Origin of the sequence: Burkholderia sp. 9775_39 (assembly GCF_015712225.1) — a bacterium.
In the GTDB taxonomy this organism is placed as follows: Bacteria; Pseudomonadota; Gammaproteobacteria; order Burkholderiales; family Burkholderiaceae; genus Burkholderia; species Burkholderia cenocepacia.
On the sequence record NZ_JACCQC010000018.1, the window covers coordinates 82,083 to 103,058 of the forward strand.

The 20,976-nt window shown below is 68.3% G+C and carries 22 protein-coding genes; 8 read left to right on the plus strand and 14 right to left on the minus strand.

Annotated features, from left to right (window positions below; genetic code table 11):
* Window positions 1-23 precede the first annotated feature (23 nt).
* Window positions 24-821 (plus strand): ComF family protein, encoded by a 798-nt coding sequence (locus H0X90_RS23525; protein WP_077189752.1) that lies wholly within the window; start codon window positions 24-26, stop codon window positions 819-821.
* 102 nt (window positions 822-923) lie between these two features.
* Window positions 924-1,394 carry a tRNA (uridine(34)/cytosine(34)/5-carboxymethylaminomethyluridine(34)-2'-O)-methyltransferase TrmL gene (trmL, locus tag H0X90_RS23530; RefSeq protein WP_034201336.1) on the plus strand — a complete coding sequence of 157 codons (471 nt, stop codon included), beginning with the start codon at window positions 924-926 and terminating at the stop codon, window positions 1,392-1,394.
* Window positions 1,395-1,421: 27 nt separating this feature from the next.
* Here trmL and H0X90_RS23535 read toward each other — a convergent pair whose 3' ends face one another.
* The 5 genes from H0X90_RS23535 to H0X90_RS23555 form a co-directional block, all read right to left on the minus strand.
* Window positions 1,422-1,946 (minus strand): O-acetyl-ADP-ribose deacetylase, encoded by a 525-nt coding sequence (locus tag H0X90_RS23535; protein WP_077189753.1) that lies wholly within the window; start codon window positions 1,944-1,946, stop codon window positions 1,422-1,424.
* Window positions 1,947-2,038: 92 nt separating this feature from the next.
* Window positions 2,039-3,037: an NAD(P)H-dependent glycerol-3-phosphate dehydrogenase gene (locus H0X90_RS23540; RefSeq protein ID WP_006499050.1), complete on the minus strand. Its 999-nt coding sequence runs from the start codon at window positions 3,035-3,037 to the stop codon at window positions 2,039-2,041.
* 25 nt (window positions 3,038-3,062) lie between these two features.
* Complete coding sequence (gene secB / locus H0X90_RS23545; RefSeq protein WP_006481561.1) at window positions 3,063-3,554, minus strand: protein-export chaperone SecB; 492 nt, start codon at window positions 3,552-3,554, stop codon at window positions 3,063-3,065.
* Window positions 3,555-3,661: 107 nt separating this feature from the next.
* On the minus strand, window positions 3,662-3,922 hold the full coding sequence (gene grxC / locus H0X90_RS23550; RefSeq protein WP_006477722.1) for a glutaredoxin 3: 261 nt from the start codon (window positions 3,920-3,922) through the stop codon (window positions 3,662-3,664).
* Window positions 3,919-4,341, minus strand: coding sequence for a rhodanese-like domain-containing protein (locus H0X90_RS23555; RefSeq protein WP_006481558.1), 423 nt, complete (start codon window positions 4,339-4,341; stop codon window positions 3,919-3,921). Before H0X90_RS23555 ends, grxC begins: the two co-directional genes overlap by 4 nt.
* 136 nt (window positions 4,342-4,477) lie before the next feature.
* On the opposite strand from H0X90_RS23555, the gene gpmA reads away from it, so the two are divergent.
* The 3 genes from gpmA (at window position 4,478) to H0X90_RS23570 (ending at window position 7,892) form a co-directional block, all read left to right on the plus strand.
* Window positions 4,478-5,224, plus strand: a complete 747-nt coding sequence (gpmA, locus tag H0X90_RS23560; RefSeq protein WP_006481562.1) for a 2,3-diphosphoglycerate-dependent phosphoglycerate mutase — start codon at window positions 4,478-4,480, stop codon at window positions 5,222-5,224.
* 257 nt (window positions 5,225-5,481) lie between these two features.
* Window positions 5,482-7,035, plus strand: a complete 1,554-nt coding sequence (locus H0X90_RS23565) for a S41 family peptidase (protein ID WP_006487071.1) — start codon at window positions 5,482-5,484, stop codon at window positions 7,033-7,035.
* Window positions 7,036-7,139: 104 nt separating this feature from the next.
* Complete coding sequence (locus H0X90_RS23570; RefSeq protein WP_006487067.1) at window positions 7,140-7,892, plus strand: molybdopterin-synthase adenylyltransferase MoeB; 753 nt, start codon at window positions 7,140-7,142, stop codon at window positions 7,890-7,892.
* Window positions 7,893-7,959: 67 nt separating this feature from the next.
* Here the strand turns inward: H0X90_RS23570 and ptsP are convergent, their stop codons facing one another.
* From ptsP to H0X90_RS23605, 7 genes are all read right to left on the minus strand, one after another.
* A complete protein-coding gene (gene ptsP / locus H0X90_RS23575; RefSeq protein WP_006487070.1) occupies window positions 7,960-9,732 on the minus strand; it encodes a phosphoenolpyruvate--protein phosphotransferase in 1,773 nt (590 codons plus the stop codon).
* 201 nt (window positions 9,733-9,933) lie between these two features.
* A complete protein-coding gene (locus tag H0X90_RS23580) occupies window positions 9,934-10,203 on the minus strand; it encodes an HPr family phosphocarrier protein (protein WP_006477716.1) in 270 nt (89 codons plus the stop codon).
* Window positions 10,204-10,276: 73 nt separating this feature from the next.
* Window positions 10,277-10,747 carry a PTS sugar transporter subunit IIA gene (locus H0X90_RS23585; protein WP_006487073.1) on the minus strand — a complete coding sequence of 157 codons (471 nt, stop codon included), beginning with the start codon at window positions 10,745-10,747 and terminating at the stop codon, window positions 10,277-10,279.
* A gap of 237 nt (window positions 10,748-10,984) precedes the next feature.
* Window positions 10,985-11,941, minus strand: a complete 957-nt coding sequence (gshB, locus tag H0X90_RS23590; protein ID WP_006499053.1) for a glutathione synthase — start codon at window positions 11,939-11,941, stop codon at window positions 10,985-10,987.
* A gap of 25 nt (window positions 11,942-11,966) precedes the next feature.
* Complete coding sequence (gene gshA, locus H0X90_RS23595; RefSeq protein ID WP_006477713.1) at window positions 11,967-13,256, minus strand: glutamate--cysteine ligase; 1,290 nt, start codon at window positions 13,254-13,256, stop codon at window positions 11,967-11,969.
* Between the two features lie 243 nt (window positions 13,257-13,499).
* Window positions 13,500-15,011, minus strand: a complete 1,512-nt coding sequence (locus H0X90_RS23600) for an ammonium transporter (protein WP_006499054.1) — start codon at window positions 15,009-15,011, stop codon at window positions 13,500-13,502.
* A gap of 37 nt (window positions 15,012-15,048) precedes the next feature.
* The gene (locus H0X90_RS23605) at window positions 15,049-15,387 is read right to left on the minus strand and encodes a P-II family nitrogen regulator (RefSeq protein ID WP_006398175.1); all 339 of its coding nucleotides are present in this window, start codon (window positions 15,385-15,387) and stop codon (window positions 15,049-15,051) included.
* Window positions 15,388-15,742: 355 nt separating this feature from the next.
* Here H0X90_RS23605 and H0X90_RS23610 point away from each other — a divergent pair, with 355 nt between their 5' ends.
* The gene (locus H0X90_RS23610; RefSeq protein ID WP_006489451.1) at window positions 15,743-15,994 is read left to right on the plus strand and encodes an accessory factor UbiK family protein; all 252 of its coding nucleotides are present in this window, start codon (window positions 15,743-15,745) and stop codon (window positions 15,992-15,994) included.
* A gap of 265 nt (window positions 15,995-16,259) precedes the next feature.
* Complete coding sequence (locus H0X90_RS23615; protein WP_077189754.1) at window positions 16,260-17,864, plus strand: YifB family Mg chelatase-like AAA ATPase; 1,605 nt, start codon at window positions 16,260-16,262, stop codon at window positions 17,862-17,864.
* Window positions 17,865-18,196: 332 nt separating this feature from the next.
* Here the strand turns inward: H0X90_RS23615 and H0X90_RS23620 are convergent, their stop codons facing one another.
* Window positions 18,197-18,769, minus strand: coding sequence for a hypothetical protein (locus H0X90_RS23620; RefSeq protein WP_034201333.1), 573 nt, complete (start codon window positions 18,767-18,769; stop codon window positions 18,197-18,199).
* 157 nt (window positions 18,770-18,926) lie between these two features.
* On the opposite strand from H0X90_RS23620, the gene H0X90_RS23625 reads away from it, so the two are divergent.
* A complete protein-coding gene (locus tag H0X90_RS23625) occupies window positions 18,927-19,463 on the plus strand; it encodes a peroxiredoxin (RefSeq protein ID WP_006490813.1) in 537 nt (178 codons plus the stop codon).
* 99 nt (window positions 19,464-19,562) lie between these two features.
* Here H0X90_RS23625 and H0X90_RS23630 read toward each other — a convergent pair whose 3' ends face one another.
* Window positions 19,563-20,915, minus strand: coding sequence for a sigma-54 dependent transcriptional regulator (locus H0X90_RS23630; RefSeq protein ID WP_006499057.1), 1,353 nt, complete (start codon window positions 20,913-20,915; stop codon window positions 19,563-19,565).
* Window positions 20,916-20,976 lie beyond the last annotated feature (61 nt).

A 20,976-nucleotide genomic window follows, 5' to 3' on the forward strand; every position in this document is an offset into this window, starting at 1 on the left:
GGCGGCGTGCCAGGAGTGTTGCGATGGTCCGCGGTTCCGCCGAGCGCACGATGCGCGTCGTTTTGTCGCAGGTTCGAACGCTGGTCGTGCGCGTTGCCGCGGTCGCATTGCCGAATCGCTGCGCGTTGTGCGGCAATTTGTCACACGAAGTGATTTGCGGCGCCTGCGATGCCGCGTACTGGAATGAAGCGAGGCTGCGCTGCGCGGTCTGCGCGCTGCCGCTCGGTGTCGGGCATGCGCGATCGCCTGGCGGCCGTCGTACCGGCGCCGGCCGCGCGACCGCGTACCGGTGCGACGCGTGCCGCACCGCGCCGCCGCCGTTCGATGCGACGCTCGCGCTTGCCGATTACCGCGCGCCGCTCGACGGGCTCGCGCGCGGCCTGAAGTTTCACGCGCGACTCGCGCTCGGCGGCGAATTCGCGGCCCGGCTCGCCCGGCTGGTCGACGATACGCACGGCGCGAGCGGCTTCGACCTCGTTGCGCCGGTGCCGCTGTCGCACCGGCGGCTCGTCGCGCGCGGCTACAACCAGACGTGGGCGATCGCACGTCCGCTCGCGCGCCGGCTCCGCGTGCAAGCGGACGCAGCCTTGCTCGCGCGCGTCGCCGACACCGCGCCGCAGTCGCGGCTCGACCGGCACGCACGGCGCGACAACGTGATGGCGGCTTTCGCGGTGGCCGGCGGCGTCGCCGGCCGCCACATCGCGCTCGTCGACGACGTGATGACGTCCGGCGCGACGCTCGCGGCGGCCGCGCAGGCGCTGAAGGCGGCGGGCGCCGCGCGCGTGACGAATCTGGTTGCGCTGCGCACCGCCAGGGATTAATTAGAGAGAGAGGCCGGCCGCCGCGAATGCGGCCGTCACGAACCGGTCGGCCGGGAGCCCGCGCGCGTTGCGCGGCTCCGGCCGGCCCAGCCAAACCGAAACATGTTCAACGTCGTCCTCGTCGCCCCCGAAATTCCGCCGAACACCGGCAACGTGATCCGCCTGTGCGCGAACACCGGCGCGCACCTGCACCTGATCGAGCCGCTCGGCTTTCCGCTCGACGACGCGCGCATGCGTCGCGCCGGCCTCGACTATCACGAGTATGCGCAAATGCGCGTGCACCGCGACTGGGACGCATTCGTCGCCTCCGAAGCGCCCGATCCCGCGCGGATGTTCGCGTTCACGACGCGCGGCTCGGGCCGCTTCCACGATCGTGCGTTCCTGCCCGGCGACTGGTTCGTGTTCGGCTCGGAAACGCGCGGCCTGCCGGCCGAGCTGCTCGAACGCTTCCCGAACGAACAGCGCGTGCGCCTGCCGATGCGACCCGACAACCGCAGCCTGAACCTGTCGAACACGGTCGCGGTGGTCGTGTTCGAGGCGTGGCGCCAGGCCGGCTTCGAAGGCGGCGCCTGACGCTCGCCGCGCGCGGCGTCGAATGCGTCAGGTTCGCGCGAGCCGTGCGCGGTACAGGTCGTAGATATCGGGGGAAAAGCACGCGAACACCACGCGTGTGAGGTTCGGCGCCTGCGCGAGCATCTCGGCGACGGTGCCGACCGCGATATCGACGGCGACTTCAGCCGGATAGCGGTAGACCCCGCAACTGATCGCCGGGAACGCGATCGACGTCGCGGCGACTTCCTCGGCCAGCTCGATCGCGCGCCGGTAGCACGACGCGAGCAACTCGGCCTCGCCACGCGCGCCGCCGTACCAGACCGGCCCGACCGCGTGGATCACATAGCGCGCCGGCAGCCCGTGGCCGCGCGTGAGCTTCGCGTCGCCGGTGTCGCAGCCGCCGAGCGTCCGGCACTCGGCGAGCAGGCCGGGGCCGGCCGCGCGGTGAATCGCGCCGTCGACACCGCCCCCGCCGAGCAGCGAGCCGTTCGCGGCGTTGACGATCGCGTCGACCTCGAGCGTCGTGATGTCGACGACTTGCGCATCGAGCGTGGTGGAATGGATCTGCAGCATGACGACCTCGCGGAACGCCGGAGATTGTTCAAGCGTAGTCCGCTTTGGCGCCGCGCGCCCGGCGCAACCGTGCCGGGCGAACCCGGCTCGCGCTACTCGGCGCGCGCGTCGCGGCGCAACAGGCCGCTGACGGCGTCGCGCGGCGCGATGCCGTCGAACAGCACCCCGCACACGGCTTCCGTGATCGGCATTTCGATCGATTGCGCGCGCGCGAGCGCCAGCACGGCCTGCGCGCAGCGCACGCCTTCGGCCACGTGGCCGAGCGCGCCGAGGATGTCGTTGAGCGTGCGGCCGGCCGCCAGTTGCAGGCCGACCGTGCGGTTGCGCGACAGGTCGCCCGTCGCGGTGAGGATCAGGTCGCCGAGGCCCGTGAGGCCCGTGAAGGTTTCCGCGCGGCCGCCGAGCGCCACGCCGAGCCGCGACATTTCGGCGAGGCCACGCGTGATCAGCGCGGCGCGCGCGTTCAGCCCGAGGCCGAGGCCGTCGGAAATGCCGGTCGCGATCGCCAGCACGTTCTTCACCGCGCCGCCGACCTCGACGCCGACCACGTCGTCGCCCGTATAGATCCGCATCGCGCCGTGATGGAACGCGGCGAGCGTGCGCTCGCGGCATCCGGCCGACGTGCTCGCCACCGTCAACGCGACGGGCAGCGACTGCCCGACCTCGCGCGCGAAACTCGGGCCCGACAGCACGCCGTTGCTCTGCTGTCCGGGCAGTTCGGCCGCGATCACCTGATGCGGCAGCAGGTGCGTGTCGGCCTCGAAGCCCTTGCAGACCCAGACGATATGCGCGGGCACGCAGCCGGCGTCGCGCATCGCGTGACACAGCGTGCGCAGCCCGGCCACCGGCGCGGCGATCACGCACAGCGCGTCGTCCGCGGCGCCATGCGCGAGCGCGACGCCGAGATCGGCGTCGTAGCGCAGCGCGTCAGGCAACGCGATGCCGTCCAGATAGCGGGAATTTTCGTGCCGGGCCTGCAGCCCGGCGATGAGCGCGGCGTCGCGCGCCCACAGAAGCGTATCGTGCCGCGCGGCCAGATGACCCGCGAGCGCGGTGCCCCAGGCACCGGCGCCGAGAACGGCTACTTTCATACCCAGCACCGGTCCGAGCGAAACGTCAGTTCAGCGTCGTGCCATTCGGCGCGCCGTTCGGTGCGCCTGCCGCACCAGCCTGCTGCTGGAGCTGCGCGAGACGCTGCTCGTACAGCGCCTGGAAGTTGATTTCCGCGAGGTGGATCGGCGGGAAGCCGGCGCGCGTGATCGCGTCCGCGATGTTCGAGCGCAGGTACGGGAACAGGATCGTCGGGCATGCGATGCCGACGAGCGGGTCGAGCTGTTCGTCCGGAATGTTGCGAATGTCGAAAATGCCGGCCTGCTTCGCTTCGATCAGGAACGCGACCTTGTCCTTCACCTTCGCGGTGACGGTACCCGACACGACGACTTCGAACACGCTTTCCGCGAGGCGGTCGGCCTTGACGTCGACTTCGACTTCAACCGACGGCATGTCCTGCTCGAGGAAGATCGCCGGCGAATTCGGCTGCTCGAGCGACATATCCTTCAGGTAGACGCGCTGGATGTTGAAGAACGGTTGGTTTTCGACGTCGGACATGGTGTTTCCCTAAAAGTGGTGACGGGGCGGCCCGGCTGTTCGCCGGCCGCCACGGATGAATCCTGCGCGCCCAAGCCGCGGCGCGGCCGGCGGCCATTCTGCCCTAATCAGGCCGCTTGCAGAAGCGGCACGAGGCCGCCTTCGCGGTCGAGCTTCGACAGATCGTCGTAGCCGCCGACGTGCGTGTCGCCGATATAGATCTGCGGCACCGTGCGGCGCCCCGTGCGCGTCATCATTTCCTCGCGGCGGGCCGGATCGCGATCGATCAGCACCTTTTCGATCTGCTCGACGCCGCGCAGCTTCAGCAGGCGCTCGGCCTGCATGCAATACGGACACACCTGCGTGCTGTACATCAAAACCTTGTTCACTTCGCCACTCCTTGTTTGACGACCGGCATCCCGGCCTGCTGCCAGGCGGCCACGCCGCCTTCGAGCACGTGCACCTCGGCGTAACCCGCCGCCTCGACCTCGCGCGCCGCCTTCTGCGACTGCTGGCCGTTCTGGCAGACGAGCAGCACCGGGGTGCTCTTGTTCTTCGCGACCTGCGCAATTTTCGCGCCGATCTCGCCCGCCGCGACCTGACGCGCCGACGGCAGGTGGCCGGCGGCGAAGTCGGACGCGGCGCGCAGGTCGATCACGACCGCGTTGCGGCGATTGATGAGCTGCGTCGCCTCGGCGGCCGACAGGCCGCCGCGGCCGCGGCGCAGGGCCGGCCATGCGAGCAGGCCGCCGGAAACCAGCAGGATCGCGATAAGGGCCAGGTTCGTGTAATTGGTAAAGAACGTCACGGAATGCCGCCGGAAAAAGAGAAATCGGATGAGGACAATCCTGCCATTATAAAATAACCGTCTTGCGCGATGTCGGGCCCCGGTTCGGTCCCGCGCGACGCGCCCCGCTTCCCTATCACTACCGACCGCAAGATCCATGTACAAACTCGTTCTCATCCGCCACGGCGAATCGACGTGGAACAAGGAAAACCGCTTCACCGGCTGGGTCGACGTCGACCTGACCGAACAGGGTCGCAACGAGGCCTACCAGGCCGGCGAATTGCTCAAGGAGGCCGGCTATACGTTCGACATCGCGTACACGTCGGTGCTCAAGCGCGCGATCCGCACGCTGTGGCACGTGCAGGACAAGATGGACCTGATGTACCTGCCGGTCGTCCATTCGTGGCGCCTGAACGAGCGCCACTACGGTGCGCTGTCGGGCCTGAACAAGGCGGAAACGGCCGCCAAGTTCGGCGACGAGCAGGTGCTCGTGTGGCGTCGCAGCTACGACACGCCGCCGCCCGCGCTCGAGCCGACCGACGAACGCGCGCCGTTCAACGACCCGCGCTACGCGAAGGTGCCGCGCGAGCAGCTGCCGCTCACCGAGTGCCTGAAGGACACGGTCGCGCGCGTGCTGCCGCTGTGGAACGAGTCGATCGCGCCGGCGGTGCGCGCCGGCAAGCAGGTGCTGATCGCCGCGCACGGCAACTCGCTGCGCGCGCTGATCAAGTACCTCGACGGCATCTCGGACAGCGACATCGTCGGCCTGAACATCCCGAACGGCGTGCCGCTCGTCTATGAGCTCGACGAAAACCTGAAGCCGATCAAGCACTATTACCTCGGCGACCAGGAAGCGATCGCGCAGGCGCAGGCCGCCGTCGCGAAGCAAGGCAAGGCGGGCTGACGCCCGACGCGGCGGGCAGGCCCGGTTCCGGCGCGGCGCGCCCGGCCCCGGTCGCCCGCTGCACGCTGCACGCCGCGCGAACCTTCGCGGCCCCGCTGCGGTCGAACCCGCTTTCGAACCGCAGCGCCCCCCGCCGGGGCCTCTGCGGCCTTTTCGACGCTTTTCGCGCCGTTCCACTGAGTTATCGGACGAACAGTTATACTTGTCCGCTACATCCCCGCTACCGCCACGCGCTTCCCGACCGCACCAGACTCTCTATGCGAATGAATTTGAAGAACATCGGCCTGATTGCCGCGGGCCTCGCCACGGGCGTGTTCGCCACGCTGCAGGTTTCCGCATCGGCCGAGCAGACCGCCACGGCGCCGCTTCCCCTCGACCAGCTCCGCCTGTTCGCGGAGGTATTCGGGCAGATCAAGCGCGAGTACGTCGAACCGGTCGACGACAAGAAGCTGCTGACGGCGGCGATCAAGGGCATGGTGTCGAGCCTCGATCCGCACTCGTCGTTCCTCGACAAGACCGACTATGACGAGCTGCAGGAGCAGACGAAGGGCCGCTTCGCGGGTCTCGGCATCGAGATCTCGCAGGAAGACGGCCTCGTCAAGGTGATCTCGCCGATCGAGGACACCCCCGCGTTCCGCGCCGGCATCCGTCCGGGCGACCTGATCACGCGCATCAACGACAAGCCGGTGCGCGGCATGACGCTCGACAAGGCCGTCAAGCAGATGCGCGGCGAGCCGGGCACCAAGGTCACGCTGACGATCTTCCGCAAGAGCGACGACCGCACGTTCCCGGTCACGGTCACGCGCGCGATCATCAAGGTCCAGAGCGTGAAGATGAAGATGCTCGATCCGGGCTACGCGTATGTCCGCATCACGAGCTTCCAGGAGCGCACGACGCCCGATCTCGCGCAGAAGCTGCAGGACATCGCGCGCCAGCAACCGAACCTGAAGGGCCTCATCCTCGACCTGCGCAACAACGGCGGCGGCCTGCTGCAGAGCGCGGTCGGCGTGGCCGGCGCGTTCCTGCCGCCCGACTCGGTCGTCGTGTCGACCAACGGCCAGATCCCCGATTCGAAGCAGGTCTACCGCGATACGTACGACAACTATCGCCTGCCGTCCTTCGACGGCGATCCGCTGAAGAACCTGCCGCCGATCTTCAAGACCGTGCCGATGATCGTGCTGACGAACGCGTATTCGGCGTCCGCGTCGGAAATCGTCGCCGGTGCGCTGCAGGATTCGAAGCGCGCGCAGATCATGGGCAAGACGACGTTCGGCAAGGGTTCGGTGCAGACGGTGCGCCCGATGACGGCCGACACCGCGCTGCGTCTGACCACCGCGTACTACTACACGCCGAGCGGCCGTTCGATCCAGAACAAGGGCATCACGCCGGACGTGCCGGTCGATCAGTACGCGGACGGCGATCCGGACGACGTGCTCGTGACGCGCGAGGTCGACTACACGAACCACCTCGCGAACACGCAGGATCCGAACGAGAAGAAGGAGCAGGAAGAACGCGAACAGCGCCGGATGGATCAGCTGCGCATTCTCGAAGAGCAGAACGACAAGAAGACGCCGGAGCAACGCCAGAAGGATCGCGATCGCAAGCCGATCGAGTTCGGCAGCGCCGACGACTTCATGATGCAGCAGGCGCTCAACAAGCTCGAAGGCAAGCCGGTCCAGGAATCGAAGTCGCTGCTCGCCGAGAGCACGACCAAGAGCCCGGCCGCGAAGGCGGCGACGGCGTCGAAGGCATCGGGCGCAAGCGCCGCGAAGCCGGCTTCCGCGCCGAAGCCCGCATCCGCGCCGAAGTAAGCGCCGGCCGGCATCGAACGGGCCATCGCGGGAAGACCGCGATGGCCCGTTTTTCATGCGCGCCTAAAATAACGAACGTCCGCCCGCCTCGCTCACGACTCCCCATGAACGACGATCAACTCCTTCGCTACTCCCGCCACATCCTCGTCGACGAGATCGGCATCGAGGCGCAGCAGCGCTTTCTCGATGCGCATGCGATCGTCGTCGGCGCGGGCGGCCTCGGCTCGCCGGCCGCGATGTATCTCGCGGCGTCCGGAGTCGGCACGCTCACGCTCGTCGACGCCGACACGGTCGACCTCACGAACCTGCAGCGGCAGATCCTGCACGTGACGGCCTCGGTCGGCCGCAGCAAGGTCGAGTCGGGGCGCGACGCGCTCGCGCAACTGAACCCCGAGGTGACGGTGAACGCGGTCGCGGAGCGCGTCGACGATGCGTGGCTGGACGCGCACGTGCCGCATGCGAGCGTCGTGCTCGACTGCACCGACAACTTCGCGACGCGGCACGCGATCAATCGCGCGTGCGTCGCGCACGGCGTGCCGCTCGTGTCGGGCGCCGCGCTGCGCTTCGACGGCCAGATCAGCACGTTCGACTTCCGCGACGCGGCCGCGCCCTGCTATGCGTGCGTGTTCCCGGAAGACCAGCCGTTCGAGGAAGTCGCGTGTTCGACGATGGGCGTGTTCGCGCCGACCGTCGGGATCATCGGCGCGATGCAGGCGGCCGAGGCGCTGCGCGTGATCGGCGGCATCGGCAAGACGCTCAACGGCCGGCTGATGATGCTCGATTCGCTGCGGATGGAATGGACGACGATGAAAATCGCGCGCCAGGCCGACTGCCCCGTGTGCGGGGGTCGGCACTGACGCGCGACGGGCATGCGCTGGACGCGCATGCGTGACACTTCGCTACAGTTGGCGGCGACGAAAACGCCTACGCGGCCGCGTCCGCCCGCGGCTCGGCGACCGACAGCCGCTGCAGCGCCGCCTGCACTTCCTCCGGCTCGAACGCGGCCAGCACGTCGGCCGTCGGCTTTTCGAGCGCCTTCAGGTGCGCGCGCAGGATCTCCTGCTTCACGACGAGCAACTGGCTCGGGTGCATCGAGAACTCGGTGAGCCCCATCCCGAGCAACAGGCGCGTGAGCGCCGGGTCGCCCGCCATCTCCCCGCACACCGACACCGACACGCCCGCGCGCTTCGCTTCGCGCAGCGTGTACGCGATCAGATGCAGCACGGCCGGATGCAGCGGGTCGTACAAGTGCGCGACCGCGTTGTCCGCGCGATCGATCGCGAGCGTGTACTGAATCAGGTCGTTCGTGCCGATCGACAGGAAGTCGAAGCGCTTCAGGAACAGCGGCAGCGCGATCGCCGCGGCCGGGATCTCGATCATCGCGCCGAGGCGCACGTTCGGATCGTATGCGAGCCCCGCGTCGTCGAGCTGGCGCTTCGCCTCGCGGATCAGGTCGAGCGTCTGGTCGATCTCCTGCGCATGCGCGAGCATCGGGATCAGGATCTTCACCTGGCCGAACGCGGACGCGCGCAGGATCGCACGCAACTGCGTGAGGAACATCTGCGGCTCGGACAGGCTCCAGCGGATCGCGCGCAGCCCGAGCGCCGGGTTCGGCGCCGTTTCGTAGCCTTCGTCGAGCGCCTCGAGCGGTTTATCGGCGCCGACGTCGATCGTGCGGATCGTCACCGGCATGCCCTTCATCCACTCGACGGCCCGCTTGTACGCGGCGAACTGCTCCTCCTCTTCCGGCATCTCCTTCTGATGCATGAACAGGAACTCGGAGCGGAACAGGCCGACGCCGACCGCGCCGGCCTCGACGGCCGCCTTCGCGTCGTCGGGCAGCTCGATGTTCGCGTACAGCTCGATCTTCGTGCCGCACAACGTTTGCGTCGGCGAGAACTTCAGGCGCTGCAGCTTGCGTTGCTCCAGCAGCTTCTCGGACTGGCGGTACGAATATTCCTCGAGGACGATCGGCGCCGGATCGACGATCACGATGCCCTGGTCGCCGTCGACGATGATCAGGTCGTCCTGGCGGATCAGCGAGCTCGCATGCTGGACGCCGACCGCGGCCGGAATGCCGAGACTGCGCGCGACGATCGCCGTGTGCGACGTGCGCCCGCCGAGATCGGTGACGAACGCCTGGAACGACTGCGTCTTGAACTGCATCATGTCGGCCGGCGCGATGTCGTGCGCGACGACGATCATGTCGTTCGTGCCGTTCCTGGCCGCGCCGTCGAGCGCCTGCGACGCGGACGGCGCACCGGCGAGCGCCTTCAGCACGCGCTCGACCACTTGTTCGATGTCGGCCTTGCGCTCGCGCAGGTACTCGTCCTCGATGTCGTCGAAATGGCGCGTCAGCAGTTCGAGTTGCTCGGTCAGCGCCCATTCGACGTTGTAGCGGCGCGTGCGGATCAGGTCGATGGTTTCCTGCACGAGCATCTCGTCGCTCAGGATCATCGTGTGGACGTCGATGAATGCGCCGACTTCGCTCGGGGTGTCGTCGGTCAGGTCGGCGCGCAGCGCTTCGAGCTCGCGACGCACGACGTCGAGCGCCGTGCGGAATCGCTCCACTTCGGCGTCGATCTGGTTGGCCTCGATCAGGTAATGGGCGACGTCGAGCGCCGCCGGCGCGATCAGATACGCTCGCCCGATCGCGATACCTCGTGAGACGGGAATGCCATGCAGCGTGAAGGACACGCGCACCTCCTCTGTACAAGTAAAGCCGCGGCACACTGCTGCGATGCGCTTATGACCCCGGTTAGCGATTATAAATTCCGCGACTCCCTGCTGACTGCATGCAGCGCAGCATTGCGCATTCCGCATCAATGCTTCCGACGAAAAAAATGCCGCGAAATCCGCGGCATTCTGACTGGAAACGGCAATGATTCCGCGTGGCGATCACTGGCCTTCGCCGAACTTGTCGGCGATCAGCTTCAGCAGCGCGTCCATCGCTTCCCGCTCGTCGGGCCCTTCGGTTTCGATCGTCACGGTGCTGCCGATGCCGGCCGCCAGCATCATCACGCCCATGATGCTCTTCGCATTGATCTTGCGCCCGTTGCGTGTCATCCAGACTTCGGACTGGAAGTTGCCGGCCAGTTGCGTAAGCTTGGCCGATGCGCGCGCATGGAGCCCCAATTTATTGACGATGGTGGTTTCTTGTTGAAGCATGATTCTCGGTCGGGTCGGTCTGGACCGCCGGCGGCACGCGTCGGCGGGTCGGTCTAAAACGGAAAACGGCGGCTCAGTGCGATTCGGTGCGCGGTTGCGGCTCCGGCGGAATCGGCGCGCACTGGCCGCAGCCGGTTTCCGTCGGCGGCGGCGGCGTGCCGGACGACACCTCGTGGACGCCCTTCGCGCCGCCGGACAGCGCCTTGTCGACCAGCTTGTCGAGCGGCACGGTGCGGTAGCAGACGGCTCGCACGAGCATCGGCAGGTTCACGCCGGCCAGCACGCGCACGTTGTCGAGCTTCGCGAGCTGGCCCGCGATGTTCGCGGGCGTCGCGCCGTACATGTCGGTCAGTACGACCACGCCGTTTTCTTCCCGCAGCCGCGCGAGTTCCGCGTGCGCAAACGCCATCACCTGGGTCGGATCACTGTCCGCCATCACGTCGATACAGCCGATGCGGGCAGGTACGCCGCCGTAGATGTGCGCGATACAGTCCCGCAGCGCGGTGGCGAGCGGGGCGTGCGCGATGATCAGGATCCCGGCCATGTCAGATCGCTCCCGGCCGCCCCTGGCGGGCCGATACCCCGCGGCGGGGCAATGAGCGTAGCGAGTGTGGGGAACGTTTCATGTTCAGCCTTGCAACAGTGTCGGCCCGACCGCCGGGCCTTCGGTGCGCCGATCACGGCACCGGGCGAGCGGGCATTGTAGCAGGCCGGTCAAGCTGCTCCGGCGACGGGGGACCTGCGCGGCCGCCGCCGGGGTTGCGCGGGAAACGGGTCGGGCCTACGCGGCCGCACGCTCCAGCGCGTCGATGAACATCGCGGCGACGTCGAAACCCGTCTGCTCCATGATCTCGCGGAAGCACGTCGGGCTCGTGACGTTCACCTCGGTCAGCCAGTCGCCGATCGCGTCGAGCCCGACCAGCAGCAGCCCGCGCGATGCGAGCACGGGCCCGAGCGTGTCGGCGATCTCGCGGTCGCGGGCCGTCAGCGGCTGCGCGACGCCGAGCCCGCCCGCGGCGAGATTGCCGCGCACCTCGCTGCCCTGCGGAATCCGCGCGAGCGAATACGGCACCGGCTCGCCGCCGATCAGCAGGATGCGCTTGTCGCCGGCCTTGATCTCGGGAATGAACTTCTGCGCCATCACCGAGCGCGTGCCATCGTGGCTCAGCATCTCGACGATCGAACCGAGGTTCATGCCGTCCGGCTTCACGCGGAACACGCCCATCCCGCCCATCCCGTCGAGCGGTTTCAGGATCACGTCGCCGTGCTCGGCGTGGAACGCGCGCAGCCGTTTCGCGTCGCGCGTGACGAGCGTCGGCGCGACGAACTGCGGAAACTCGCCGATCGCGAGCTTCTCCGAATGGTCGCGGATCGACTGCGCCTTGTTGAACACGCGTGCACCCGCGCGCTCGGCCAGCTCGAGCAGCCACGTCGACGTCACGTACTCCATGTCGAACGGCGGATCCTTGCGCATCAGCACCGCGCCGAACGATTCGAGACGGCGCGCGTCGACCGGGCCCGCGTCGAACCAGGTGTCGCGATGCAGGTCGTCCAGCTCGCCGACGAACGTGATGCGCCGCACGTCGGCCTCGACGGCCGAGCCCGTCCACGCGAGGTGGCGCGGCTCGCACGCGTACACCGCATGCCCGCGCCGGGCGGCCTCCGCCATCATCGCGTAGGTCGAATCCTTGTAGATCTTGAAATGCTCGAGCGGGTCGGCGATAAAAAGAATGTCCATGCGGGTCCTGTACGTAGCGAAGCCGTCACACCTGGATGGCTTCGGGATCGGTCTTTTCCAGTTCGATCGACGACGCGATCAGCGACAGCCGCGCGACGACGCCGTACATGTAGAAACGGTTCGGCGGCGCGGCGCCCGGCTTGGCGCCTGCATCCGGCAGCGCGGTGTGCTCGAAGCCGAGCGGCACGTAGTGCATGCCCGGCGCGTTCAGGTTCTGGTCGCGCTCGCGGCCGCCGTGCGTGCGGTAGAAGCCGCCGACCACGTAGCGGTCGATCATGTAGACGACCGGCTCGGCCACTTCGTCGCCGACGCGCTCGAACGTGTAGACGCCTTCCTGCACGATCACGTCGCGCACCGCGAGGCCGGCCTTCGATTCGGCCATCTGCGCGCGCTCGGCCTTCGTCATGCGGCCGATCTCGGCCGCGTCGTGCACGGTCATCACGCCACGGCCGGCGGTGCCCGCGTCGGCCTTCACGACGACGTACGGCTTCTCGCTGATCCCGTATTCGCGATACTTGCGCGCGATCTTCTTCAGCACGCCGTCGATCGCGTCGGCGAGCGCCTGCTCGCCTTCATGCGCCTGCCAGTCGACGCCTTCCACGTGCGCGAAATACGGATTCACCATCCACGGATCGACGCCGACCATCTTCGCGAACTTCTTCGCGACGTCGTCGTAGCACGAGAAGTGCGTCGACTTGCGGCGCACGGCCCAGCCCGCGTGCAGCGGCGGCAGCAGGTACTGCTCGTGCAGGTTTTCCAGCACGGCCGGAATGCCGGCCGACAGGTCGTTGTTCAGCAGGATCGAGCACGGATCGAAATTCTTCAGGCCGAGGCGGCGCTGCGAACGCTCGAGCGGTTCGAGCACGATCTTCTGGCCGTCGGCCAGCGTGATCGGCGTCATGTCGGTGATGCTCGGGTCGAGCGAGCCGAAGCGCACGTTCAGGCCGGCCTGGCGCATGATCGTCGCGAGGCGCGCGACGTTTTCCAGGTAGAACGCGTTGCGGGTCGGCAGCTCGGGAATCACGAGCAGATTCTTCGCGTCCGGGCAGATTTTCTCGATCGCGGCCATCGCGGCCTGCACGGCGAGCGGCAGCACTTCGGACGGCAAATTGTTGAATGCGCCGGGAAACAGGTTCGCGTCGACGGGCGCCAGCTTGAAGCCGGCATTGCGCAGGTCCACCGAACAATAGAACGGCGGGGTGTGTTCCTGCCATTCGAGCCTGAACCAGCGTTCGATCGCAGGCGTCGCGTCGAGGATCTTCTGCTCGAGTTCGAGCAGCGGACCGTTCAACGCGGTAACGAGGTGGGGAACCATGAATCACTCGCGAGCGGGAGAATGAAGATTGTAGAGCAATTGCCTTGCCCATTTGGGGATTGTTCCCGGCTTCGCAAGGATATCGAGGAACTTTTCGGCTATTGACCCGATAGAGTGAAGGGTTATCCGCTACGGCAGCGGGTGACAGGAGAAAAAAAGCCCGCCGGGTGGGCGGGCCGAAGTCGCTGCGCTCATTCGGAGCGGGCGCCGTCGTCGCGGCGGCCCGCCGTTGATTCGTATGACTTATTCCACGTGCTCGCCGTGCAGGATCACGTCGAGACCTTCGCGCTCTTCCTCTTCGGTCACGCGCAGGCCGATCGTCAGGTCGATCAGCTTCAGCAGCACGAAGCTCAGCACGCCGCTGTAGACCAGCGTGATCAGCACGCCCTTGGCCTGCAGCAGCAGGCTGCCGTCGAAGCCGCCGATGTCCTTGACCGCGAATACGCCCGTCAGCAACGCGCCGAGAATCCCGCCGATGCCGTGCACGCCGAACGCGTCGAGCGAATCGTCGTAGCCGAGCTTGGACTTGAGCCAGGTCGCCGACCAGAAGCAGACGACGCCCGCCGCGATACCGATCACCAGGGCGCCCGCCACGCCGACGAAACCGGCGGCCGGCGTGATCGCCACGAGACCCGCGACCGCGCCCGACACGATGCCGAGCACCGACGGCTTGCCCTTCGCGATCCACTCGGCAAACATCCAGCCGAGCGCCGCGCAGGCGGTCGCCACTTGCGTGGTCAGCATCGCGAAGCCGGCACGGCCATCGGCCGCGACTGCGGAGCCCGCGTTGAAGCCGAACCAGCCCACCCACAGCATCGAGCCGCCGATCATCGTCAGCACCAGGTTGTGCGGCGCCATCGATTCACGGCCGTAGCCGACGCGCTTGCCGAGCACGAGGCACGACACGAGGCCCGCGATACCGGCGTTGATGTGCACCACCGTGCCGCCCGCGAAGTCGAGCACGCCGTCGGCCGACAGCCAGCCGGTCGGCTCCCACACCATGTGCGCGATCGGCACGTAGACGATCAGCGACCAGAGCGTCATGAACACGAGCATCGCCGAGAACTTCATCCGGTCGGCGAACGCGCCGCAGATCAGCGCCGGCGTGATGATCGCGAACGTCATCTGGTAGACGAAGTAGACCGATTCCGGAATCGTCGTCGCGAGATGGCTGACCGTCAGCGTCGTCGCCTTGTCGCCCTTGATGTAGTTCATGCCGTGCAGGAACGCGCGCGACAGGCCGCCGATGAAGCCGTTGCCCGGCGTGAACGCGAGGCTGTAGCCGACCACCGTCCACAGCACCGTGATCACCGCGGTGATCGCGAAGCTCTGCATCACGGTCGCGAGCACGTTCTTCTTGCGGACCATGCCCGCGTAGAACAGCGCGAGGCCCGGGATCGTCATGAACAGCACGAGCGCGGTCGACGTCAGCATCCACGCGGTGTCGCCCGCGCTGATCTTCGACGAATCGACCGAGAACGGGGCGGTGGGCGCGGCCGGGGCGGCCGGCGCGGACGCGGCGGCGGCAGCCGATGCGTCGGTCGCGCCCGAAGCCGGTGCGGCCGCAGCGGCGGTGGCGGACGCGTCGGCGCTCGGCGCCGAGGCGGCCGGTGCGGCGGCCGCCGATGCGTCGGAAGCGGTGGCGGCAGGCGCGGAACCGGCCGCGGCGGACGCCGCGTCGTCCGCGAGCGCGGAGCCGACGCCGGCCGCGATCAGCGAGCCGGCCATCAGCAGGGACATCAGAAGTTTGCGCATCTTGGGTTTCCTCTTGTCGCTTGTCTTGTGTGTTCTGTTACAGCGCGTCCGCGCCCGTCTCCCCGGTGCGAATCCGGATCACCTGTTCGATCGGCGTGACGAAGATCTTGCCGTCGCCGATCTTGCCCGTGCGCGCGGCCCGCTCGATCGCTTCCACCGCCTGGTCGACGAGATCGTCGGACACGGCCGCCTCGATCTTCATCTTCGGCAGGAAATCGACCACGTATTCGGCGCCGCGATACAGCTCGGTGTGCCCCTTCTGGCGCCCGAACCCTTTCACCTCCGTCACCGTGATGCCCGAGACGCCAAGCGCCGACAGCGCCTCGCGCGTCTCATCGAGCTTGAACGGCTTGATGATTGCGGTAATGAGTTTCATGAAGTCCTCTCGCTGGGTTGTCCCGTCGAATGAGTTGGAATGTTGTAACGGACTCTTCTCAGCAACTCGCATGCCATGTTCGTCCGAACACCGTCTCGAAGGGCTTCGAAGCGGGGTCGCATCCCGTGGTGTAAGGCGCGGAAGCCCGGCCGAATGGCCAACATGGCCCGGTTTGCTGGCGCGGCGAAAGGATCGTTGCTAGAGTGCACGCACGTCCCGGATCGCCGGGCCATTCACCCATGCGGGCGCCATGCCCGGAATTCGCGCCCCGCGCGCACCATTTCCGGTCATGCGTGCATCATGGGCACGTACGCAACTGAAGATGCACATTTTTTGTGCAAGGAAGGGAAATCACATGAAGCAACCCAGCGACGTTTTCAACGATCTGCAGTCGCGCGTCAGCGATTTGCTGAAAAACTCGCCGGCCAAGGACGTCGAGCGCAACGTGAAGGCCATGCTGTCGCAAGGCTTCTCGAAGCTCGATCTCGTCACGCGCGAGGAATTCGACACCCAGGCACAGGTGCTCGCCCGCACCCGCGTGCGCCTCGAGGAACTCGAAAAGCGCGTCGCGGAACTCGAGCAGAAGCTCGCCGCCCCGCAGGCCTGACGCCCCACCCGGCCAAACGGTCCGGGCGCGGGCCGCCTCGTGCGGCCCGCGCCCCCCACCCCCGAAGCCGGTCCCGCTCTTCGTCGTCCGTCGTTCTTCGCAGCACCCTCCGCTCTTCGCAGTCCATCGCTCTTCGCAGTACGTCGTTCCGCAACACCTCGTTCTTTCCCCCGCGCCACGCCGGCAAGCGCGCACCCGATTCCTCCGATTCCCGCGGCATGCGGCCCCGAACGGCCGTCGTCCGCCCGTTCACAGGAGCCTCGCCATGTCGCTCGCCGTGGTGCGCAGTCGCGCGCCCGCCTCCGGCCGCGCGCCGGACGTCACCGTCGAAGTCCATCTCGCCAACGGATTGCCGTCGTTCTCGATCGTCGGGCTGCCCGATCTCGAAGTCCGCGAAAGCCGCGAGCGCGTGCGCGCCGCGCTGCAGAACTGCGGATTCGAATTCCCGGTACGCCGCATCACCGTCAATCTCGCGCCGGCCGACCTGCCGAAGGAATCGGGCCGCTTCGACCTGCCGATCGCGCTCGGCATCCTCGCCGCGAACGGCCAGATCCCGGCCGACGCGCTGGCCGGCCGCGAATTCGCGGGGGAGCTGTCGCTGACGGGCGCACTACGGCCGATGCGCGGCGCGTTCGCGATGGCGTGCGGCGCCGCGCGGGACTGGCGTGCGGCGGAATCCGGCGCGGGCCTCGCCGGCGGCCCGGGCCCGGATTCCGTCGCCGCGAGCGATTCCGTCGCGACCTCGCGGCCGCCCGAGCTGTACCTGCCGCTCGACAGCGCCGCCGAGGCCGCGCTCGTGCCGGGCGTGACCGTATTCGGTGCGCGCGACCTGCCCGCGCTGTGCGCGCACCTCGCGGATGCGCCGGACGGGCGGCTCGCGCCGGTCGCGGCGCCCTGTCTCGACGGCCTGCCGGCGCCCGCCGCGCCCGACCTCGCGGACGTCGTCGGCCAGCGCGGCGCCCGGCGCGCGCTGGAAGTCGCGGCCGCGGGCGGCCATCACATGCTGATGGTCGGGCCGCCCGGCGCCGGCAAGTCGATGCTGGCCGCGCGGCTGGCCGGGCTCCTGCCGCCGCTGACCGACGACGAGGCGCTGACCTCGGCCGCACTGCTGTCCGCGAGCCGGCTCGGCTTCTCGCCCGCGCAGTGGCGCCGCCGGCCGTTCCGCGCGCCGCATCACTCGTCGAGCGCCGCCGCGCTGGTGGGCGGCCGCAATCCGCCGCAGCCGGGCGAAATCACGCTCGCGCACCTCGGCGTGCTGTTTCTCGACGAACTCCCGGAATTCGACCGGCACGTGCTGGAAATGCTGCGCGAGCCGCTGGAAGCCGGCCGCATCACGATCTCGCGCGCGGCCCAGCAGGCCGACTTCCCCGCCGCGTGCCAGTTGATCGCCGCGATGAACCCGTGCCCGTGCGGCTGGCACGGCGATCCGTCCGGGCGCTGCCGCTGCTCGCCGGACGTGGCCGCCCGCTATCTGCGCAAGCTGTCGGGGCCGCTGCTCGACCGCATCGACATCCAGATCGACCTGCCCGCGCTGTCGCCGGCGGAACTCGCGACCCGCGCGACGGCACCCGGCGAGCCGAGCGCGGCGGTGGCCGCCCGGGTCGCACAGGCGCGGGCGCTGCAGCTCGATCGGCAAGGCAAGACGAATCACATGCTGAGCGGCCGCGAAACCGACGACCTGTGCCGGCCGACCGACGAAGGCGAGCGGCTGCTGCGCGAGGCCGGCGAGCGCTTCGGCTGGTCGGCGCGCGCGTATTTCCGCGTGCTGAAAGTCGCGCGGACGATCGCCGACCTGGCCGGCGACCCGCTGCCGACGGCCGCGCAGATCGCCGAGGCGATCCGCTACCGGCGCGCGCTGACGGCGCTGTGAGCGCGATGGGAGGACAAAATCAGGCTGTCAAGACTTGACTTATGCACAATTTCGCGAATCCGGCCCCGGTTCGCGACTCGCCGCGGCCTTTGCCGGACGGAATTCGTATCCCGTTGTTTTGATTGATTTTTCTCAAACGGCGTACGGACGGCCAAACGGGCCGGAAGGCCGTCCGGCGCGGCTCTGCGGGAAATGCGCGCGACTTTTCAACAAAGTTATCCACATGCGCTGTGGATAGCCGAAAAACCCTCGCAAAATCCGGCGATTAGCGTCGAAAGCTGCGAACGAACTTTCAGTTGTCACAGTGTGTCCGGGCGCCGCGCCGGCCGTCGTCAATCGAGTTTGAACGAGCCGAAAAACTGGTCGAGTTGCTCCTGCGCGAGCGGCCCGTCGGCGATCACGACGGCCTGGTACGCATGCCGGCCGCGCGCGGCGAGCCGCGCGACGATCGTCTTGCGCGCGCGATCGCCGCCGGCGGCGGCGCCCGTGACGCGCAGCTCGAGCCCGTTCACCGCGCCGCCGGCCGCGAGCGGCACGGGCACCGACGCCGTCTGCGGCACGCCCTCGAGGTTGCGCGACAACCCGGCGCGCAGGAAGTCGAGCGCCGCGCGGCGCGTGTCGTCGCGGTCGTCGGGCAGCGTCAGCGTGCCGACCGCGAACACCGCGCCGTCGACGTGCGCGGCCTGCATCCGCATCGGCATCGACGCGCCGCCGAGCGCCACCGGCTGCTGCTCGACGGTCGGCTTCGCCGGCAGGTCGATCGTATAGCCGGCGTCGTTGTGCAGCGTGCGCCAGTCGTACGACGGCGAGCACGCGGCCAGCGCGGCGCTCAGGCAGGCGAGCGCGGCGAAGTGTCGCAGCGGGCGAAAAAGGGGGCGCAACGAATCGATGACTTCCTTCGGCATGGCGTGGATCGCGGCAGGCAAAACGGCCATTATCCGCCGAACCTGACAACCGGGATGCGGGGCCGCCGCCGGTGCGCGCGCCGCATTCGCGCTAAAATGAGCGCCGAATTTCGACGTCCCTTGCATCGATCCGCGTCATCGACTCCGAGAGCACCAGATGAACACCACGCCCCCCGCCCGCCGCAGTACCGGCCCCGTCCGCTATATCGTCGCGGCCGCCGTCGTCGCGGCGATCGCCGTCGCCGGCTTCTTCGCGTTCAACGGCAAGTCCAGCGTGCCGGATGCAACCTTCACGCTGTTGTCGGGCCAGAAAGTCTCGACCGCCGGCGACCTGAAGGGCAAGGTCTATCTCGTGAATTTCTGGGCGACGAGCTGCGCGACCTGCATGCAGGAAATGCCGCAGATGGTCGATACCTACAATCGCTTCAAGGGTCAGGGGCTGGAATTCGTCGCGGTCGCGATGAACTACGATCCGCCGATGTACGTCGCGAACTACGCGCAGACGCGCCAGTTGCCGTTCAAGGTCGCGCTCGACGACGGCAGCGTCGCGAAGCAGTTCGGCAACGTGCAGCTCACGCCGACGACCTTCGTCGTCGACAAGGACGGCAAGATCCTGAAGCGCTACGTCGGCGCGCCGCAATTCGCGGAGCTCGACGCACTGCTCAAGAAGGCGCTCGACGGCAACGCGGCCTGAGCGCCGCCCGATCCGGCTCGCAGGCGCGCGCACCGCGCCCTTCCGGCAAGACAACGGACCGCATGACCGGGCAACCCGGTTCCGCGGTCCGTTTGCTTTTCAGCGCTCGGTGTCGCCTTTCGCCGACAGCCCGTAGCGCTTCATCTTCTCGTACAGCGTCGCCTTGCCGACGTGCAGCCGGTCGGCCGTTGCCGCGACCGCGCCGCCCGTCTGGTTCAGCGCCTCGGCGATCACCGCGCGCTCGAACTGCTCGATGCGCTCCTTCAGCGTCTGGTCGTTGTCGGCGTCGTCGCCCGCGCCCGTTTCCTGCGGCATGTCGGCCACGCCGAGCACGAAGCGGTCGGCCGCATTGCGCAGCTCGCGCACGTTGCCCGGCCAGTCGCGCTGCATCAGGCTCGCGCGCTGCCGGTCGGTCAGCACCGGTGCGGGCCGCCCGTAGCGCACGGCCGCGTCGAGCATGAAATGCTCGAACAGCGGCACGATGTCCTCGCGGCGCTCGGCGAGCGGCGGCAGCGCGATCGTCACGACGTTGAGCCGGTACAGCAGGTCGCGCCGGAACGTGCCGGCCGCGACGAGTTCGCTCATGTCGCCCTTCGCGGCCGCGACCACGCGGCAGTTCACGCGAATCGGTTGGTTCGAGCCGAGCCGCTCCAGCACACCGTCCTGCAGCACGCGCAGCAGCTTGACCTGCAACGCGAGCGGCATGCTTTCGATTTCGTCGAGAAACAGCGTGCCGCCGGACGCGTATTCGAGCTTGCCGACGCGCCGCTTCGCCGCGCCGGTGAACGCGCCGGGCTCGTAGCCGAACATCTCCGATTCGAACATCGGCTCGGGCAGCGCGCCGCAATTGACCGCGATGAACGGCTTGTCGCGGCGCGGCGACAGCTCGTGCAGGCTGCGCGCGATCAGTTCCTTGCCGGCGCCCGTGTCGCCGTTGATCAGCACCGACGCGTCGGTCGGCGCGACGTTCGCGATCAGCTTGCGCACCTGCTCGATCGCCGGGCTGCGGCCGATGATGCGCGGCGCGACCACGTGCTGCCCGGCCAGTTCGCGCCGCAGCGCGTGGTTCTCGAGCACGAGCTCGCGGCGCTCGAGCGCGCGGCGCACCGTCTCGATCAGGCGCTCGGCCGCGAACGGTTTTTCGATGAAGTCGTACGCGCCGTCGCGCATCGCCTGCACGGCCATCGAGATGTCGCCGTGCCCGGTGACGAGGATCACCGGCACGTCGGGCACGCGCTCGCGGCACTGCGCGAGCACGTCGAGCCCGCTCGCGCCGGGCAGCCGGATGTCGCTGACGACCGCGCCGGCGGTATCCGCGACGATCGCCTTCTCGGCCGCTTCGGCCGACTCGAAGCCGGCGACGTCGAAGCCCGCCAGTTGAAGGCTCTGCACGCTCGCCCGGCGCACGAGCGCATCGTCTTCGATATAGATCACTTGCAGCCGGTTGGCCATCTTGGTCACTTGCTCCTGACAGGCCGCGCGACGCTCGCACGCGGCTCTCGATTGATGCCGG

What these genes read in the sequence shown, in the direction of transcription:
- H0X90_RS23525 (WP_077189752.1), top strand. Translation starts at nt 24, where the DNA reads ATGGTCCGCGGTTCCGCCGAGCGCACGATGCGCGTCGTTTTGTCGCAG.
- H0X90_RS23600 (WP_006499054.1), bottom strand. Translation starts at nt 15,011, where the DNA reads ATGCGCAAACTTCTGATGTCCCTGCTGATGGCCGGCTCGCTGATCGCG.
- secB (WP_006481561.1), bottom strand. Translation starts at nt 3,554, where the DNA reads ATGTCCGACGTCGAAAACCAACCGTTCTTCAACATCCAGCGCGTCTAC.
- H0X90_RS23570 (WP_006487067.1), top strand. Translation starts at nt 7,140, where the DNA reads ATGAACGACGATCAACTCCTTCGCTACTCCCGCCACATCCTCGTCGAC.
- trmL (WP_034201336.1), top strand. Translation starts at nt 924, where the DNA reads ATGTTCAACGTCGTCCTCGTCGCCCCCGAAATTCCGCCGAACACCGGC.
- H0X90_RS23585 (WP_006487073.1), bottom strand. Translation starts at nt 10,747, where the DNA reads ATGGCCGGGATCCTGATCATCGCGCACGCCCCGCTCGCCACCGCGCTG.
- H0X90_RS23605 (WP_006398175.1), bottom strand. Translation starts at nt 15,387, where the DNA reads ATGAAACTCATTACCGCAATCATCAAGCCGTTCAAGCTCGATGAGACG.
- gshA (WP_006477713.1), bottom strand. Translation starts at nt 13,256, where the DNA reads ATGGTTCCCCACCTCGTTACCGCGTTGAACGGTCCGCTGCTCGAACTC.
- H0X90_RS23610 (WP_006489451.1), top strand. Translation starts at nt 15,743, where the DNA reads ATGAAGCAACCCAGCGACGTTTTCAACGATCTGCAGTCGCGCGTCAGC.
- gshB (WP_006499053.1), bottom strand. Translation starts at nt 11,941, where the DNA reads ATGGACATTCTTTTTATCGCCGACCCGCTCGAGCATTTCAAGATCTAC.
- H0X90_RS23535 (WP_077189753.1), bottom strand. Translation starts at nt 1,946, where the DNA reads ATGCTGCAGATCCATTCCACCACGCTCGATGCGCAAGTCGTCGACATC.
- H0X90_RS23580 (WP_006477716.1), bottom strand. Translation starts at nt 10,203, where the DNA reads ATGCTTCAACAAGAAACCACCATCGTCAATAAATTGGGGCTCCATGCG.
- H0X90_RS23625 (WP_006490813.1), top strand. Translation starts at nt 18,927, where the DNA reads ATGAACACCACGCCCCCCGCCCGCCGCAGTACCGGCCCCGTCCGCTAT.
- H0X90_RS23565 (WP_006487071.1), top strand. Translation starts at nt 5,482, where the DNA reads ATGCGAATGAATTTGAAGAACATCGGCCTGATTGCCGCGGGCCTCGCC.
- H0X90_RS23540 (WP_006499050.1), bottom strand. Translation starts at nt 3,037, where the DNA reads ATGAAAGTAGCCGTTCTCGGCGCCGGTGCCTGGGGCACCGCGCTCGCG.
- H0X90_RS23620 (WP_034201333.1), bottom strand. Translation starts at nt 18,769, where the DNA reads ATGCCGAAGGAAGTCATCGATTCGTTGCGCCCCCTTTTTCGCCCGCTG.
- gpmA (WP_006481562.1), top strand. Translation starts at nt 4,478, where the DNA reads ATGTACAAACTCGTTCTCATCCGCCACGGCGAATCGACGTGGAACAAG.
- H0X90_RS23630 (WP_006499057.1), bottom strand. Translation starts at nt 20,915, where the DNA reads ATGGCCAACCGGCTGCAAGTGATCTATATCGAAGACGATGCGCTCGTG.
- H0X90_RS23615 (WP_077189754.1), top strand. Translation starts at nt 16,260, where the DNA reads ATGTCGCTCGCCGTGGTGCGCAGTCGCGCGCCCGCCTCCGGCCGCGCG.